Here is a 14097-nt window from a genome sequence, read left to right as displayed (position 1 = left end):
CCCTTGCGGAGCGATTTGCCTAGACAGGGGGCGTCAGTCCAAAACGCTACGCCCTTTTTCTTTCCCGAGGCTTACCGTGGCGTTCGGCCTTCTCTGGATTCCGGCGACGATTTTCGCCTCGCTGCTGCAGACTGCCCGCAATCTGGCACAGCGCTCCCTCACCGACATCATCGGCGTCGTCGGCGCCACGCAGGTGCGCTTCCTTTTCGGCCTGCCCTTCGCCGCGCTCTTCCTCATCCTGGCCTGCATCGGCCTCGAACGCCTGCCGCCCGCCATCGGCATGGCTTCCCTCGGCTATACGCTCTGGGGCGCGCTCGCACAGATCGCGGCGACCGCGCTGATGCTGGCGGCGATGCGCGAGCGCTCCTTCGCGGTGACGACCGCCTACACCAAGACCGAGCCGGTTCAGGTGGCGTTGTTCGGGGCGACACTCCTCGGCGACGCGCTGACGCCGCTGAAATTCCTCGCCATCGCGATCGCGACGGCAGGCGTGATCGTCGTCTCCTGGAAGCCTGGCGAGAAACTGACCCGCGCTGACCTGCGCCCGGCCGTGCTCGGCATCGTCTCCGGCGCCTTCTTCGCCCTCTCGGCGATCGGCTTCCGGGGTGGCATCCAGGCACTGCCGGAAGGCAGCTTCCTGATCCGTGCCTCGACCATTCTCGTGCTTGGCCTCGGCCTGCAGACGCTGCTCCTCACCTTCTACCTGCTCGCCGCCAATCGCGATGCCCTGTTCCAGAGCCTGAAGAACTGGCGCCGCTCGCTCTCGGCCGGCTTTCTGGGTGCCGCCGCCTCGCAGTTCTGGTTCATCGGCTTCTCGCTGACCACCGCCGCCAATGTCCGCACGCTGGCGCTGATCGAGGTGCCGCTGGCGCAGATCGCCTCGCGCCGCCTCTTCGCCGAAGGCACCAGCCGGCGCGAAATACTTGGCATGGCGATGATCGTTGGCGGGGTCGGGCTGCTGCTCTCGGTGGCATTGCAGTGAATGCTGGGGCCGGCTAGAGCCGGATCCGATCAGGTTGAATCAACCTGATCGGTGAATCCGTCTCTAACATATTGATAGAGAACGCGTGACCCGATCAGATTGCACTACAATCTGATCGGCGCGTGCTCTAGTGCTGGAAGCAGGGCTAGCCAGCCGATCCGCGCACGGCGATCATGCACGGATACCGGCTTGCCGGACGGCGCAAGGCTGCCAAGATAACGTGTAGCTGCACATTAGAGGGAGAACCGTCATGAGCGCTGCAATCGTCGGCTGGGCACATACGCCATTCGGCAAGCAGGATGCCGAAACCGTCGAAAGTCTCATCGTGCGGGTCGCGACCGATGCGCTGGTCGATGCCGGCATCACCGCCGATCAGGTCGATGAGATCGTGCTCGGCCATTACAACGCCGGCTTCTCGGCCCAGGACTTCACCGCTTCGCTGGTCCTCCAGGCCGATCCGGCGCTGCGCTTCAAGCCGACCACGCGTGTCGAGAATGCCTGCGCCACCGGTTCGGCCGCGGTCCATCAGGGTGCGCGGGCGATCAAGGCGGGGGCGGCCAAGATCGTGCTCGTCGTCGGCGTCGAGCAGATGACCAAGACGCCGGGGCCGGAGATCGGCAAGAACCTGCTGAAAGCCTCCTATCTGCCGGAGGACGGCGACACGCCAGCCGGCTTCGCCGGCGTCTTCGGCAAGATCGCCGCCGGCTATTTCCAGCGGCACGGCGACCAGTCCGATGCGCTCGCGATGATCGCGGCCAAGAACCACAAGAACGGCGTCGAGAACCCCTATGCGCAGATGCGCAAGGATCTCGGCTACGCCTTCTGCCGCGAGGAGAGCGAGAAGAACCCCTTTGTCGCCGGGCCGCTGAAGCGCACCGACTGCTCGCTGGTCTCGGACGGCGCCGCCGCGCTCGTGCTGGCCGACGAGGAGACCGCGCTGCAGATGCGCCGCGCCGTCGGCTTCCGCGGCATGGCCCATGTCCAGGACTTCCTGCCGATGTCGAAGCGCGACATCCTGAAGTTCGAGGGCGGGGCGCTCGCCTGGCAGAAGGCGCTGGCCCAGGCCGGGGTGACCCTCGACGACCTCTCCTTCGTCGAGACGCATGACTGCTTCACCATCGCCGAGCTGATCGAATACGAGGCGATGGGCCTGACCAAGGAAGGCGACGGCGCCCGCGCCATCAAGGAAGGCTGGACGCAGAAGGACGGCAAGCTGCCGGTCAACGTCTCCGGCGGCCTCAAGGCCAAGGGCCATCCGATCGGCGCCACTGGCGTCTCGATGCATGTGCTGTCGGCGATGCAGCTCACCGGCGAAGCGCCGGAAGGCATGCAGCTCAGCGAGCCGCGCCTCGGTGGCATCTTCAACATGGGCGGGGCGGCAGTCGCGAACTACGTCTCCGTGCTCGAACGGATCAAGTGATCCTGTAAGCCTCGGGCAGAAGCGGATTTTTCGACGTGACCGTCTTTATCGCGCTTCTGCCGGCCTACATCCTCTCGATCTTCTACCGCTCCTTCCTGAGCGTGATCGCCGGGCCGGTGATGGCCGATCTCGGCATCGGCCCGGCTGCCTTTGGCCTGCTCGGTGCCGCCTGGTTCATCGCCTTCGCGCTGGCGCAGTTCCCGGTTGGCTGGGCGCTCGACCGGGTCGGGCCGCGCCGGACGGTGGCGGTCGCGATGGCGATCGGTTCGGCCGGCGCCTTCCTGTTTGCGCAGGCGAGCGGCCCGCTATCGGCCGGCATCGCCATGGCGTTGATCGGCATCGGCTGCTCGCCGGTCTTCATGTCCTCGCTCTTCCTCTTCGCCCGCACGGCGGCGCCCGTGCGCTTCGGGCTCTTGACCTCGCTGTTCATTGCGCTGGGCTCGCTCGGCAACATCGCTGGCGCTGCGCCGCTCGCCATTGTTGCGGCGCATTTCGGCTGGCGCGGGGCCATGACCGCCATGGCCGCCGCCTTCCTGGCCGCGACCGTCCTGGCCGTGATGCTCGTGCGCGATCCGCCGCCGCGCCCGGCCTCCGCCGCGCCGGACGAAGGGCTGCTCCAGGGGCTCGCCAGCATTCTGGCGCTCAAGCCGCTCTGGCTGCTCGCGCCACTGACCATCACGGGCTACGCCATCGTTGCCACGGCGCGCGGCCTGTGGATTGGCCCGTTCATGACGCAGGTCCATGGCTTCGACGCCGTCGCGGCCGGTCATGCGGCAACGACGATGGCGGCCGCCATGATCGTTGGCGCCTTCATCTATGGCTGGCTGGAAAGCCGCACCGGGCGGGCCAAGGCGATCGTGACCTGGGGAACGCTGCTGACCGCGCTCGGCTTCGTGCTGCTGGCGCTGAGCGGGCAGAACTCGCATCTGACGGCGGTCGCGCTGTTCTCGCTGATCGGGGCGGCAGGCTTCACCTACGCGATCCTGATGGCGCATGCGCGGCAGTTCTTCCCCGAGCACCTGATCGGGCGCGGCATGACCTTCGTGAACTTCCTCTTCATCGCCGGCGCCGCGGCGGTGCAGTCGGCCTCCGGCTGGTTCATCGCCGAGCAGCGCGCGGCCGGGCTCGACGCCGCCAGGACCTTCGCCAATCTGCACTGGGCCTTCGCCGCGCTGCTGCTGGTCTCGGTCGCGATCTACGCGCTCGCGCCGCCCAAGCCGGTGAAGTGGTGAGCGCGCTCAGGCCTCGCCGGGTGCCTTTGCCGCGATCGCCAGCGCGTGGACCCGGTCGGCCAGCTCCTGCGCCAGCGCCGCATTGACGAGGCGGTGGCGCTCGAGCCGGCTCTTGCCGGCGAAAGCTTCCGACACGATATTGACGCGGAAGTGAGTCTCGCCGCCCTCGCGCCAGCCGCCATGGCCCTGATGCTGGTGCGACTCGTCGATCACCTTCAATTCCTGTGGCGCAAAGGCTTCGGTCAGCTTTCGCGTGATTCTTTCAGCGATTGCGGTCATGATCGTGCCACCGTTGCGATGATTGTCCTATCGGTTCGGCGGTGTGTTGCATCGCACTTGCCGGCCCGAGCCCTGCGTCTCATAAACCGTCGACGATGAACATCAACTCGCGCCTTTTCGACAGCATCAGGATCGGCTCTTCCGAGGCGGAAGCGGTCGTGGACAGCGATGCGCCGCGTTGCGACCATCCGGGCTGCGCGCGCGCCGGTGAATTCCGCGCGCCGAAGGGGCGCGGCCGCGAGGGCCAGTTCTTCCTGTTCTGCAAGGAGCATGTGAAGGCCTACAACGCGACCTACAACTACTTCGCCGGCATGGACGACGACGCGCTCGCCGCCTACCAGAAGCAGGAGGAGATCGGCCACCGGCCGACCTGGAAGCTCGGCGTCAACTCGCAGGCTGCGCGCATGTCGCAGCGCGGGCGTCTTCGCAACGGCGAGGCCGGCCCCGACATGCACGACGCCTTCAACCTGTTCGGTGCGCGCTCCAAGCAGCAGGCGGCGCAGCCGGAAGCGCGCGTCGGCGTCGTCGCGCGCAAGGCGCTCGATACGCTCGGCCTCGACGACACCGCCGACTCCGCCGCGATCAAGGCGCGCTACAAGGAGCTGGTGAAGCGCTTCCACCCGGACGCCAATGGCGGCGACCGCTCGCGCGAAGGCACGCTTCAGGAGATCCTGAAGGCCTATCAGCAGTTGAAGAGCGTGGGGATGGTTTAGGGCGGGGTCATCCCGTGCGCGCTGCGGCACGCAGTGCTGCTGCGCAGACACGGGACCGTCGGCAGAGTGAGGCGCCTTCTCCTCGCGCGGTCCCGCATCTGCGCAGCGGCGTTACACGCCGCAGCGCGCACGGGATGACGGCTACCCCTTCTTCGCCGTCAGCCCCGCGACATCGGCGATGATGCCGTCCAGCGCGAAATCCTTCGGCGTATAGACCGCTGCCACGCCCATGTTGCGCAAGGCGTTCTCGTCGTCGGGCGGGATGATGCCGCCGACCACGACCGGGACGTTCATGCCGGCGACGCGCAGGCGCGCTGTGACGTCGCGCACCAGCGGCAGATGCGAGCCGGAGAGGATCGAGAGCCCGATGATGTCGGCTTCGCTCTCCCGGGCCTGGGTCACGATCTCCTCCGGCGTCTGACGGATGCCGCCATAGCTGACATTCATCCCGGCATCGCGGGCGCGCACGGCGATCTGCTCGGCGCCGTTCGAATGCCCGTCGAGGCCGGGCTTGCCGACGAGGAAGCGCGGCGGACGGCCGAGGCGCTCGGTCGCCTTCTCCACGGCTGCCTTGGCGGTGGCGAGGCCGGTGGCGTCGCCAAGCTTCGTGGTGTCCACGCCGGTGGGGGCGCGGTACTCGCCGAAGATCTCGCGCAGGGTCTGCGCCCATTCGCCGGTGGTGACGCCGGCCTTGGCGCAGGCGATCGAGGCCGGCATGACATTGCGGCCCTCGCGGGCGCTTGCCGCGAGCTCGGCGAGCGCCGCCTCAGCCGCCCTGGCGTCGCGCGCCGAGCGCCAGGCCTTGAGGCGGGCGATCGCTTCGGTCTCGACCGAATCGGGCACGGTGACGACGGCGCCGTCGCCTGCGGACAGCGGGGAGGGCTCGCTGTTGGTGAATTTGTTGACGCCGACGACGACCTGCTCGCCGCGCTCGATCGCCTCGATGCGCCGCGCCCCGTTCTCGACCAGTGCCTGCTTCATGTAGCCGGTCTCGACGGCGGCGAGAGCGCCGCCCATGTCGTCGATCTTGGCGAGTTCCTCCAGCGCCGCTTCCTTGAGCTCGCGGACCTTGGCATCGATCGCGGTCGAGCCGTCGAAGATATCGCCGAACTCGAGCAGGTCGGTCTCATAGGCCAGCACCTGCTGCATGCGCAGCGACCATTGCTGGTCGAAGGGGCGGGGCAGGCCGAGCGCCTCGTTCCAGGCCGGCAGCTGCACCGCTCGCGCGCGCGCCTTCTTCGACAGCGTCACGGCGAGCATCTCGATCAGGATGCGGTAGACGTTGTTCTCCGGCTGCGGCTCGGTCAGCCCCAGCGAATTGACCTGCACGCCATAGCGGAACCGCCGCATCGCCTCATCGGTAACGCCATACCGACCTAATGTGATCTCGTCCCAGAGCTCGACGAAAGCCCGCATCTTGCAGAGTTCGGTGACGAAGCGCATCCCGGCATTCACGAAGAAGGAGATGCGCCCGACGGTGCCGGGGAATTCTTCCGCGCTGACCTCAGGCCGGGCGCGAATCGAATCCAGCAGGGCGATGCCCGTCGCCAGCGCGAAGGACAATTCCTGCACCGGCGAGGCCCCGGCCTCCTGCAGATGGTAGGAGCAGACATTCGTCGGGTTCCACTTCGGCAGCTCGCTGGCCGTGAAGACGACGATGTCGGTGGTGAGCTGCATCGAGGGACGCGGCGGGAAGACATAGGTGCCGCGCGAGAGGTATTCCTTGACGAGGTCGTTCTGCGTCGTGCCTTGCAGCAGCTTGCGGTCGGCCCCCTGCTCATCGGCGACGGCGATGTAGAGCGAGAGCAGCCAGGCCGCCGTCGCGTTGATCGTCATCGAGGTGTTCATCTGCGCCAGCGGGATCTGGTCGAACAGCGCCCGCATGTCGCCGAGATGGCTCACGGGCACGCCGACCTTGCCGACCTCGCCGCGCGCCAGCACATGGTCCGGATCGTAGCCGGTCTGCGTCGGCAGGTCGAAGGCGACGGACAGGCCCGTCTGGCCCTTGGCGAGATTGGTCCGGTAGAGCCGGTTGGACTCAGCCGCGTCCGAATGGCCCGCATAGGTGCGGAAGATCCAGGGCTTGTCGCGCGGGCCCGTCTGCAGGCCGCCAAGCTTCGTCGCGGTCATGGCGTCTCCCCGTATTGCAGAGCAATCTCAATGTTGCACTGCGGCGAAGATAACGCCAGAGCTTCGACGATGTCGCCTACGACGTTAGACGGACGCAATTCGGACGTCGGTAGGAGTTCGCACAGGGCTGCGCTGGCCCCGGGCGCCTATCGCGAGGAAAGGCTGCCCCTGATCTCGGAAGCCGGCAGAAGCGCCAGGCGGTTGTCGGCCTTCGGAGGCGTGACGAACGCGCGGGCGGAGGCCTTCGGCAGATCGAGATCGAGCGGCCGGCCCGGCGGCAGCGGCGCGTTCTTGACGAGCATGACCGCTGGCGTCTGGAGCGTAACGAGCTTGGGTGCCGCCGTCTCGGGAGCGAAGGCAAGCGGCGCCGAGGCGAAGGAGGTGGAGGCGGTCGAGACGGTGGTCGCAAGAGGCGCGGAGGTGGACGCCGATGCGAGCTGGATCGTCGGCTCCTCGATCCGCCTGCGCTCGGGGCGCTCGCCCTTGAGATAGAAGGCGTTGCCGCCGGCCACGGTCACGTAGTGCATGTTGGCGTAGCCGAAGCGCATGCCAGCCATATGGAAGTGCTTGGCCGATCCGACCGATTCGTTCCGGCGGCCATTGAGGATGTCCTCGGCGATAGCCTCGATCTTCGGCAGGGTCTTTTCCGGCATCGGGCGCGTCAGCACGCCGGAGGCGAACTGACGGGGAGCCCCGACCACGCCGCAGATCGTCTCGGGGTAGCGCGCCGATTCGACCCGGTTCATCACGACCGTGCCGACGCCGAGCAGGCCGGCTTCGCTCGACCGATTCGATTCGAAATACATCGCGCGGACGAGGCATTCCTTTTCGCGCGGATCGGCCTTGGCCAGCGCGACGGCGCGCTTGCGCGCAGCAGTCGGTTCCTTCGTCGTCGGCGCGGAGACCGCGGCCGTCTCGACCGGCGACATGCTGCAGGCGCCCAGGGCCGGCGCGAGGAGAGCCATCAGAATCGGGATCGATCCGCGTCCGCCGTACCGGAAAACTCCGCCAGAACGGAGACCATGCGCAGCGATCGCGGCCCGCTTCATGCGGCAACCTCCTCAGTATCGGGATCATGGGCAGCCGGGGGGCGCACCGGGATCACCGGCAAAGAAACCCGAAACCCTTAACAGAAAGTTAATCCGGGAAGGAAGGGCCGAGGCGCGCAAAGCTTTCCCCGGCGGATGTCTCTCTCCGCCGGCCCTTGATTTAACGCCTTGCCATAGAACGCAAAACCGGGCGTCCCCGGTTCCGAATTTTTATCTGCATTGCCGCTGTAGCCCGAAGGAGGCGCGTATCGGTCCGGCCGGAGACTTCAGTTCCGCGTGCTAGGCAAGCGCGGCAGCGGCAGGAAGTCGACGCCTTCCTCATGCAGCATGCGGGCGTCGTCGGCCGTTGCCTCGCCATAGATGGCGCGGGATTCCGCCTCGCCATGATGGATCTTCAGCGCCTCGTCGGCGAAGCGCTCTCCGACATGCTCGGCATTCTCGTGAACGTGCTGGTGCAGCGCGCTCAGCATCTCGCGGAAAGCCTTCTCCTTGTCGCTCATCAGCGCGACCGGGGCTGGTGCGGCAGCGGAGGCAGAAGCGTCCGGTGAGGGCTCGGCCGCCCGGGGAGCGAGATCGGTGCGCGCGACATTGGGCGCCATGATCGCGCGCTCGACCTTGGCGCTGTTGCAGATCGGACAGCTCACCAAGCCGCGCTTCACCTGATCCTCGAAGCCGGTTGAGGACGAGAACCAGCTGTCGAATTCGTGGCCGTTGTCGCAGATGAGTGTGTAGCGGATCATGTCATCTTAGATGGTGGCGCCGTGCCACCAAGGCAAATCGGCACGCAAGGAGCGCTGCAGGCTGGGCCTAACAGGGCAGGCAAGAACCCTGTGTTGCTTCAGGCCGCCAGCAGCCCGTCGAGTTCGCCGCGGGCATCGAGGGCGTGGATATCGTCGGAGCCGCCGACATGGCGCTCGCCGATGAAGATCTGTGGCACCGAAGTACGCCCGCCTGCCCGTGCCGTCATGGCCTGCCGCAGTTCCGGCTCGCCGTCGACATCGATCTCCGAGAAGGCGACGCCCTTCCGGGTCAGCAGGGCCTTGGCGGCCTTGCAATAGGGGCACCAGGAGGTGGTGTAGATCGTGACCGGCGGCATGGGCTGAGAACTCTCGATAAGACGCTTAGCCTTCATGTAGTGCCTTCCCGGCCATCCGTCACGACCCGTGCGAAGGTCAGGATGTCGACATCGCGGGCGCCGGCCCGCAACAGCGCCCGGGCGGCGGCATTGGCGGTCGCGCCGGTCGTCAGCACGTCGTCGACCAGGAGGACGCGCCGGCCCTCGACCTGCGGACGCATCGCGTCCGGCACCCGGAACGCGCCCTGCAGATTGTCGGCGCGCTGCGAGCGGGTGAGTCCGACCTGCTGGCGCGTCCGCTTGACGCGGGCGAGCAGGTTTGGCGCCAGCGGAAGCTTCGCTTGGCGCGCGACGACGCCGGCGAGCGCGGCGGCCTGGTTGAAGCGCCGGCTCCAGAGCCTCGTGCGGTGGAGCGGGATGGGCGCGACGATCTCCGCCTCGCCGAGCAACTCGCGACCTGCCTGCGCCATCATGCGCCCGAGCGTCAGGGACAGTTCGATGCGGTCGCCATATTTCAGGCGATGCACCAGTTCGCGTGCCGTGCCGTCGAAGCGGCAGACGGCACGGGCCCGCGTGAAGACCGGTGGGTCGGCGATCGCGGCCGGCGAGAGCAGGCCGGGACCGAGATCGACCGCAAAGGGCGTGCCGAGCCGCTCGCAATAAGGCCGCTCGATGAAGCCGATGCCGCCCCAGCAGGCTGGGCAGAGCGCCTGCGCCTCGCCGGTCGCGGCCTGGCAGGCGATGCAGACCGGAGGGTACACGATCGAGATGAGGCCGCGGAGACCGGCCCGGAAAGCAAGGCGGCCGCGCTGCAAGACGGCGAAGGGCAGGTCTCGTCGCTGCTCGCCTCCGCCCACCAAACGCTCCCCCCAGGCCACTCCGACAGTTTTCAACCTCGTCGGGAGGCTTGCAAGATCTGTTTGGTCGTTGCCTGCGCGGCTCACGCCGTCTTGCCGCGAGGGCAGCACATCGATCGCGCCGGCAATCGGGCGGGGTGATCCGATCGTCTCCGCCCGGGGCATGATCCGCCTGGAAGGGCCGGGCTGCCTGCCGGGCGATCGAAATGCATCGGGCTGGTTCAAGGATTTTTGTCGGGACGGCGACAAAAAAGCAGTTGCGGCGGCGCGATGCTCCGACTACAGAGACGCCCACGACCGGCGCTGCTCCCTTCGTCTAGCGGTCTAGGACGTCGCCCTCTCACGGCGAAAACAGGGGTTCGAGTCCCCTAGGGAGCGCCATTCCCGCCAAATGAGCCTGTTTTATAAGGCTTTTTTCCGCGTCTTGTCCCAACTCAGAATCCGGCGGGACAATGATTGAGCCGGCCTGAAGCTTCATCATCGCTGAATCTGCCATCCGCGGCTTGCATGCTGCACGGGTGTAGCGTTCGACCTCCTCAAGTGTTTTGTGTCCTGTGACCGACATTGGTTCGTGGGCCGTGGCTTGGCTCTCCGCGAGCCTCGCGGCGATGGCCTTGCGCAAGCCGTGAGCGCGCTCCGCAGCCCTTAGGAAATCAAAAAAATCAAAGATCCCGATTCAGTTGGGCGTGAGATCGCCGCGGGCGCGGTCGTAAACAGGCGCCGCAGCGATCCGCCCAGCCCCGGGTTGCCATCATGTCTTTTGACAGAACCCCGGCCTGCGTTTTGCGCTTTCCTGCCCGCTATGACTGTGCCGGCCCGTTCTGAAACATCAATGCACCACGTGGGGCCACCATGCCGTCGAAGTACAGCCGAGGGCGTTCCAACTCGAACTATGACGAGGCTACCGTCCATCTGCTAAGCGCGTTTTTCTGTCTAACTGGACAGACCGCGGAAGACGAACGCCTGCGGAAGGCTATCGAAGCAGTGCTGGTCAACATATCCAAAGCGGAGATCGCTGCGGCTCCTTCGAACATCGTCAAATTCTGCCGAAGAGATATGCGCACCGACCACTAGGCTCTCGCGCGCATGCTCGCAGGCTGATCCCGCCCTCATTGGCCCCGACCTTGCGGTGTTCTCCACTACTGCGGGCAAGCTGGCCCAATTTGAACCGCGCAGGGCATTGATGAAGTCAAAGCGAAACCATCTGCGTTTCATTTCGAGCCTGGCGCAGGCCAAGAAGAAGCTCCGGCAAGAGAAGCTCGCCGCAGAAGACAAGAAGTCAACACAGCGCCCCGATGCATCTCAACCGAAGCCGCTCAACTCGGCCTCGTAGGTCACGAATATACAACGCCGCCAGGTCCAGCCTATGAACATGACGCAGTACATTATCGCCTCGGACTACAAGAAGTGTCGTGCTCTTCTCACGAGTGCCTTCCTTTGCCTTACGGGCACGCAATCAGACGACGAGCGCCTTCGAAAGGCTATTGAACTCGTGCTGGATGCGGTCAAAGGCGTGGAAAATGCTGCGCCTCACACGAATGTCGTGAAATTCCGCCGCAAAGCTACATCTGCGAGCGAATAGCTCTCGCGCGCTACGCGAATCGCGCGCGCGAGGCGGATTCCTGTGTTAGCAGTCGCACTCGATTACCCGGCCGGTCACGGGGCCGGCGGTGGCCAACCGCGAGGCGCCCCCCGTGGGGGTGAAGTCGCTGTGGACGGATCAGCGGGGTAGCTCCGTCGCTCGCATACGACGCGGTATCGTTGGCTGTTGATCCCTTCCTTCCGTTGAGAGCACATGACGGACAAGCCGCGCGAACCCGTCGCTTATCTGAACGTCGAAATGGCCAAGGGTCGGCCCGCCCGGTGGGGCTGGCCAAAATGCGGTGATGATCAAATGTGTCCTCCACGGACGTTATGCCCATAAGGGCGCGAACCCGCCGGCGGATCGCGGGCGGGGTAGGGGGCAAAAATCAGTGGGACAGTGACGAAAGAATACGTAACGATTTCATGGGAAGATTTTTCGTCCCACTTTTCGCTAACTGCTTGTTATCACTTGGCTCTTTGGCTTCGCTAGGGAGCGCCATTCTTCTTGCTGGCGCATTGATCCTCCATCGTTTTTGGGCTTCCTCCCCAAACCTCTCAGGTTGGGTTTGGGAATGTTTGTTCCCGCTGCGTGCTCCAGCTGGGTAACGGCGGCTCGCGCAAGGCGTTGCTGATCAGCGTCCCGGGTGTACCATCCGGCCTCGGCCAAGCGGCGCCGGGCGCCAGCCTTGGGTGATCCGGCTGCCCGGCTATTCAACCGGCGCAGCAACCACAGGCACTGTTCGGGCCACCCATCTGCACCGGTGGGCATGGCACCGTCCCATAGGAGCAGAACACGCAGCAGTCTCCCGCCTTGGGGCGAAGCACCGTGTGACAGCCTTCGCACTCATAGAAGAACTGGCAGGCATCCAAAGGCATCTGCTCCAGCTGACGATGCCCGCAGGACGGGCAGGTGATCTCTGATTGGAGCTCGGGGCCTGCCTCGGTTCGTTCGTCAAGCATCGTTCGCGACCCCACTCATCCCCAGGAGTTTAGACGTTGAGTGAGCGGAAGCCCACCGCCTGGGAAGCCATCGAGCGGGAATACAGCGCCGGCGCCCTCTCGGTTCGCGAAATCGCCAACGCACGGGTATGAAGCCGGCATAGCTTCAGAAAGCTAGAGCATTTTCGAGCGAAGTGGATACCGGTTCGCGTGAAGAAAATGCGACAAAACAAAGGGCTCTAGATGAAGGCGATCCGCGTCTCGCGAACTTCGACTTCTTCACGCCGAAAACTCCGTTCGCAGCCCGTGCTGCTAAATTGGAATCTTCCAGCAAAAACCGGTCCAGGAAACCGGAGGCAGAGCCTCCGTTCGCTCAATCGCCCCTTGGCCCAGAATCCCTGACGACGGATACTCGCGAATGATCTGCGCTTCAGATTCGAAGAAGCACGGCAGCGACATCCGGCGGTCGCCGAATAGCCATGTTACGGATAAGCCCAGAACAGCTTGTCGTCGAGCAGGCCACTTTGGCGATGCTTCATCAGCATTTTGAGCCGAGTATAGGGGGGAGCACGGAAGTCTTCCTCAGTCATGGCGATACGCTCAAATATGTCATGCATTTGGCGGGCGCCGGATTCCGCAGTCCAGCGCGTTTCGAACGTTGGCAAGACGCGGCCGATCTTATCGAAATTCACACGATAGGAGCGATTGTCTGCGCTCGGCTCGCCGACGATCAATTCGCAGCCTGAAAACTCGTTCGCGACGATACGGGCGATTTCGATGACGCGGTAATTCTGCTGGTTCGAACCGACATTGAAGATCTGGCCGCGAATGCGATCAGGTGGCGCGGTCAGCGATAGATGCACGGCCTGGCACATATCGAGCGCATGGACGAGCGGACGCCAGGGCGAGCCGTCGGAGAGAAGCTTGATCTGCTTCGTGGTCCAGGCAAGCCCGCAAAGATCGTTCAGCACGATGTCGAAACGCTGGCGCGGCGAAGCGCCATAAGCAGTCGCGTTGCGCAGGAAGCAAGGTTCGAAATCGTCGCCGGCCATGGCGGAGACATCGCGCTCGACCTTGGCCTTGCATTCCGCGTACGCCGTCTGCGGGTTAACCGGGCTCTCTTCATCGAGGATCTGATCCGGGGCGCCGATCCCATAAACAGAGCACGAGGACATGTAGACGAAGCGCTTGATCCCCGCCTTGCGCGCGAGTTGCGCCAACCGTAGCGATCCGCCGTGATTGATCTCGTGCGTCAGCTGGGGATCCTGCTGCCCCAACGGATCGTTCGACAGTTCGGCCAGATGCGCGACCGCGTCGAAGCCTTCCAGATCTTCGGCCGTGACTTCGCGCAGATCTTTCGTGATGACTGCCGGACGCGGCCCTCTCATCGGATAGAGCCAGCCCTGGCGGTAAAAGCCGGTATCGAGTCCAACGGCTTCGATACCCTGCTCAATCAGATAAGGACCAAGAAGCGCGCCGATATACCCATCCGCTCCAGTAAACAGCACCCGCATGGCCAGCCCCCAACCACCATAACCAGTTAACCTGTTCCCAATGCCATCAGCGCGCAAGCGCTTTCACATGACGGCACGCCCTCTCGTCCTCAGCGATCGGGTTGGCCAATGGCTCGCCCCATTCGCGTCGGCACATCGTGGATTTCGTTGCTGAGATAAAAGAGGTCGGCGCCAGGTTCACGCATCGGCACGATCTGGCACCTCAAAGCCGCAGACCCTGGCCGCTCAAGCACGTATGCCTCTGCCTCACGACGCACTGCTCAACCAGATCATCATGCCGCTAAACCGCAGCCTATTTGCTAGCAGATTTTCTTACCTAAGGG

The 14097-nt window shown here is 65.0% G+C and carries 13 protein-coding genes and 1 tRNA gene; 6 read left to right on the top strand and 8 right to left on the bottom strand.

Translation table 11 applies throughout. The features are described from left to right. Positions 1-76 precede the first annotated feature (76 nt). The 3 genes from FQV39_RS17365 (at position 77) to FQV39_RS17355 (ending at position 3634) form a co-directional block, all read left to right on the top strand. The gene (locus FQV39_RS17365; protein WP_149131427.1) at positions 77-982 is read left to right on the top strand and encodes a DMT family transporter; all 906 of its coding nucleotides are present in this window, start codon (positions 77-79) and stop codon (positions 980-982) included. A 250-nt stretch (positions 983-1232) separates the two neighbouring features. Further along, positions 1233-2402 carry an acetyl-CoA acetyltransferase gene (locus tag FQV39_RS17360; protein WP_149131426.1) on the top strand — a complete coding sequence of 390 codons (1170 nt, stop codon included), beginning with the start codon at positions 1233-1235 and terminating at the stop codon, positions 2400-2402. Between the two features lie 35 nt (positions 2403-2437). Continuing rightward, the gene (locus FQV39_RS17355; protein WP_149131425.1) at positions 2438-3634 is read left to right on the top strand and encodes an MFS transporter; all 1197 of its coding nucleotides are present in this window, start codon (positions 2438-2440) and stop codon (positions 3632-3634) included. A gap of 6 nt (positions 3635-3640) precedes the next feature. On the opposite strand, the gene FQV39_RS17350 is transcribed toward FQV39_RS17355, so the two are convergent. After that, a complete protein-coding gene (locus FQV39_RS17350; RefSeq protein ID WP_149131424.1) occupies positions 3641-3913 on the bottom strand; it encodes a BolA family protein in 273 nt (90 codons plus the stop codon). 95 nt (positions 3914-4008) lie between these two features. Between FQV39_RS17350 and FQV39_RS17345 the strand changes: the two genes are divergently transcribed. Further along, complete coding sequence (locus FQV39_RS17345; protein WP_149131423.1) at positions 4009-4626, top strand: J domain-containing protein; 618 nt, start codon at positions 4009-4011, stop codon at positions 4624-4626. A gap of 141 nt (positions 4627-4767) precedes the next feature. Here the strand turns inward: FQV39_RS17345 and FQV39_RS17340 are convergent, their stop codons facing one another. From FQV39_RS17340 to FQV39_RS17320, 5 genes are all read right to left on the bottom strand, one after another. Then, on the bottom strand, positions 4768-6756 hold the full coding sequence (locus tag FQV39_RS17340; RefSeq protein WP_149131422.1) for a protein meaA: 1989 nt from the start codon (positions 6754-6756) through the stop codon (positions 4768-4770). Positions 6757-6902: 146 nt separating this feature from the next. Next, positions 6903-7721 carry a cell wall hydrolase gene (locus tag FQV39_RS33205; protein ID WP_187639966.1) on the bottom strand — a complete coding sequence of 273 codons (819 nt, stop codon included), beginning with the start codon at positions 7719-7721 and terminating at the stop codon, positions 6903-6905. A gap of 350 nt (positions 7722-8071) precedes the next feature. After that, positions 8072-8545, bottom strand: coding sequence for a DUF1178 family protein (locus FQV39_RS17330; RefSeq protein ID WP_149131421.1), 474 nt, complete (start codon positions 8543-8545; stop codon positions 8072-8074). Between the two features lie 98 nt (positions 8546-8643). Beyond that, positions 8644-8901 carry a glutaredoxin 3 gene (gene grxC / locus FQV39_RS17325; RefSeq protein WP_149133899.1) on the bottom strand — a complete coding sequence of 86 codons (258 nt, stop codon included), beginning with the start codon at positions 8899-8901 and terminating at the stop codon, positions 8644-8646. A 32-nt stretch (positions 8902-8933) separates the two neighbouring features. Beyond that, a complete protein-coding gene (locus FQV39_RS17320) occupies positions 8934-9695 on the bottom strand; it encodes a ComF family protein (protein ID WP_248313427.1) in 762 nt (253 codons plus the stop codon). A gap of 347 nt (positions 9696-10042) precedes the next feature. Here FQV39_RS17320 and FQV39_RS17315 point away from each other — a divergent pair. Both FQV39_RS17315 and FQV39_RS17305 read left to right on the top strand, forming a co-directional pair. Further along, a tRNA-Glu gene (locus FQV39_RS17315) sits at positions 10043-10118 on the top strand. A 748-nt stretch (positions 10119-10866) separates the two neighbouring features. Next, on the top strand, positions 10867-11070 hold the full coding sequence (locus tag FQV39_RS17305; protein WP_149131419.1) for a hypothetical protein: 204 nt from the start codon (positions 10867-10869) through the stop codon (positions 11068-11070). A gap of 962 nt (positions 11071-12032) precedes the next feature. Here the strand turns inward: FQV39_RS17305 and FQV39_RS33775 are convergent. Together FQV39_RS33775 and FQV39_RS17295 are read right to left on the bottom strand one after the other, a co-directional pair. Continuing rightward, entirely contained in the window at positions 12033-12281 is a 249-nt protein-coding gene (locus tag FQV39_RS33775) for a GDCCVxC domain-containing (seleno)protein (protein ID WP_149131418.1), read from the bottom strand. A 461-nt stretch (positions 12282-12742) separates the two neighbouring features. Beyond that, positions 12743-13774 (bottom strand): NAD-dependent epimerase/dehydratase family protein, encoded by a 1032-nt coding sequence (locus FQV39_RS17295; RefSeq protein WP_210251112.1) that lies wholly within the window; start codon positions 13772-13774, stop codon positions 12743-12745. Between the last annotated feature and the right edge of the window lie 323 nt (positions 13775-14097).

It is taken from the genome of Bosea sp. F3-2 (assembly GCF_008253865.1).
GTDB lineage: Bacteria > Pseudomonadota > Alphaproteobacteria > Rhizobiales > Beijerinckiaceae > Allobosea.
The sequence above is the reverse complement of the archived record's forward strand: the minus strand, read 5'-3'. Positions and strand labels throughout refer to the sequence as shown.

What these genes read in the sequence shown, in the direction of transcription:
- FQV39_RS17340 (WP_149131422.1), bottom strand. Translation starts at nt 6,756, where the DNA reads ATGACCGCGACGAAGCTTGGCGGCCTGCAGACGGGCCCGCGCGACAAG.
- FQV39_RS33205 (WP_187639966.1), bottom strand. Translation starts at nt 7,721, where the DNA reads ATGGCTCTCCTCGCGCCGGCCCTGGGCGCCTGCAGCATGTCGCCGGTC.
- grxC (WP_149133899.1), bottom strand. Translation starts at nt 8,901, where the DNA reads ATGCCGCCGGTCACGATCTACACCACCTCCTGGTGCCCCTATTGCAAG.
- FQV39_RS17350 (WP_149131424.1), bottom strand. Translation starts at nt 3,913, where the DNA reads ATGACCGCAATCGCTGAAAGAATCACGCGAAAGCTGACCGAAGCCTTT.
- FQV39_RS33775 (WP_149131418.1), bottom strand. Translation starts at nt 12,281, where the DNA reads ATGCTTGACGAACGAACCGAGGCAGGCCCCGAGCTCCAATCAGAGATC.
- FQV39_RS17330 (WP_149131421.1), bottom strand. Translation starts at nt 8,545, where the DNA reads ATGATCCGCTACACACTCATCTGCGACAACGGCCACGAATTCGACAGC.
- FQV39_RS17360 (WP_149131426.1), top strand. Translation starts at nt 1,233, where the DNA reads ATGAGCGCTGCAATCGTCGGCTGGGCACATACGCCATTCGGCAAGCAG.
- FQV39_RS17295 (WP_210251112.1), bottom strand. Translation starts at nt 13,774, where the DNA reads ATGCGGGTGCTGTTTACTGGAGCGGATGGGTATATCGGCGCGCTTCTT.
- FQV39_RS17345 (WP_149131423.1), top strand. Translation starts at nt 4,009, where the DNA reads ATGAACATCAACTCGCGCCTTTTCGACAGCATCAGGATCGGCTCTTCC.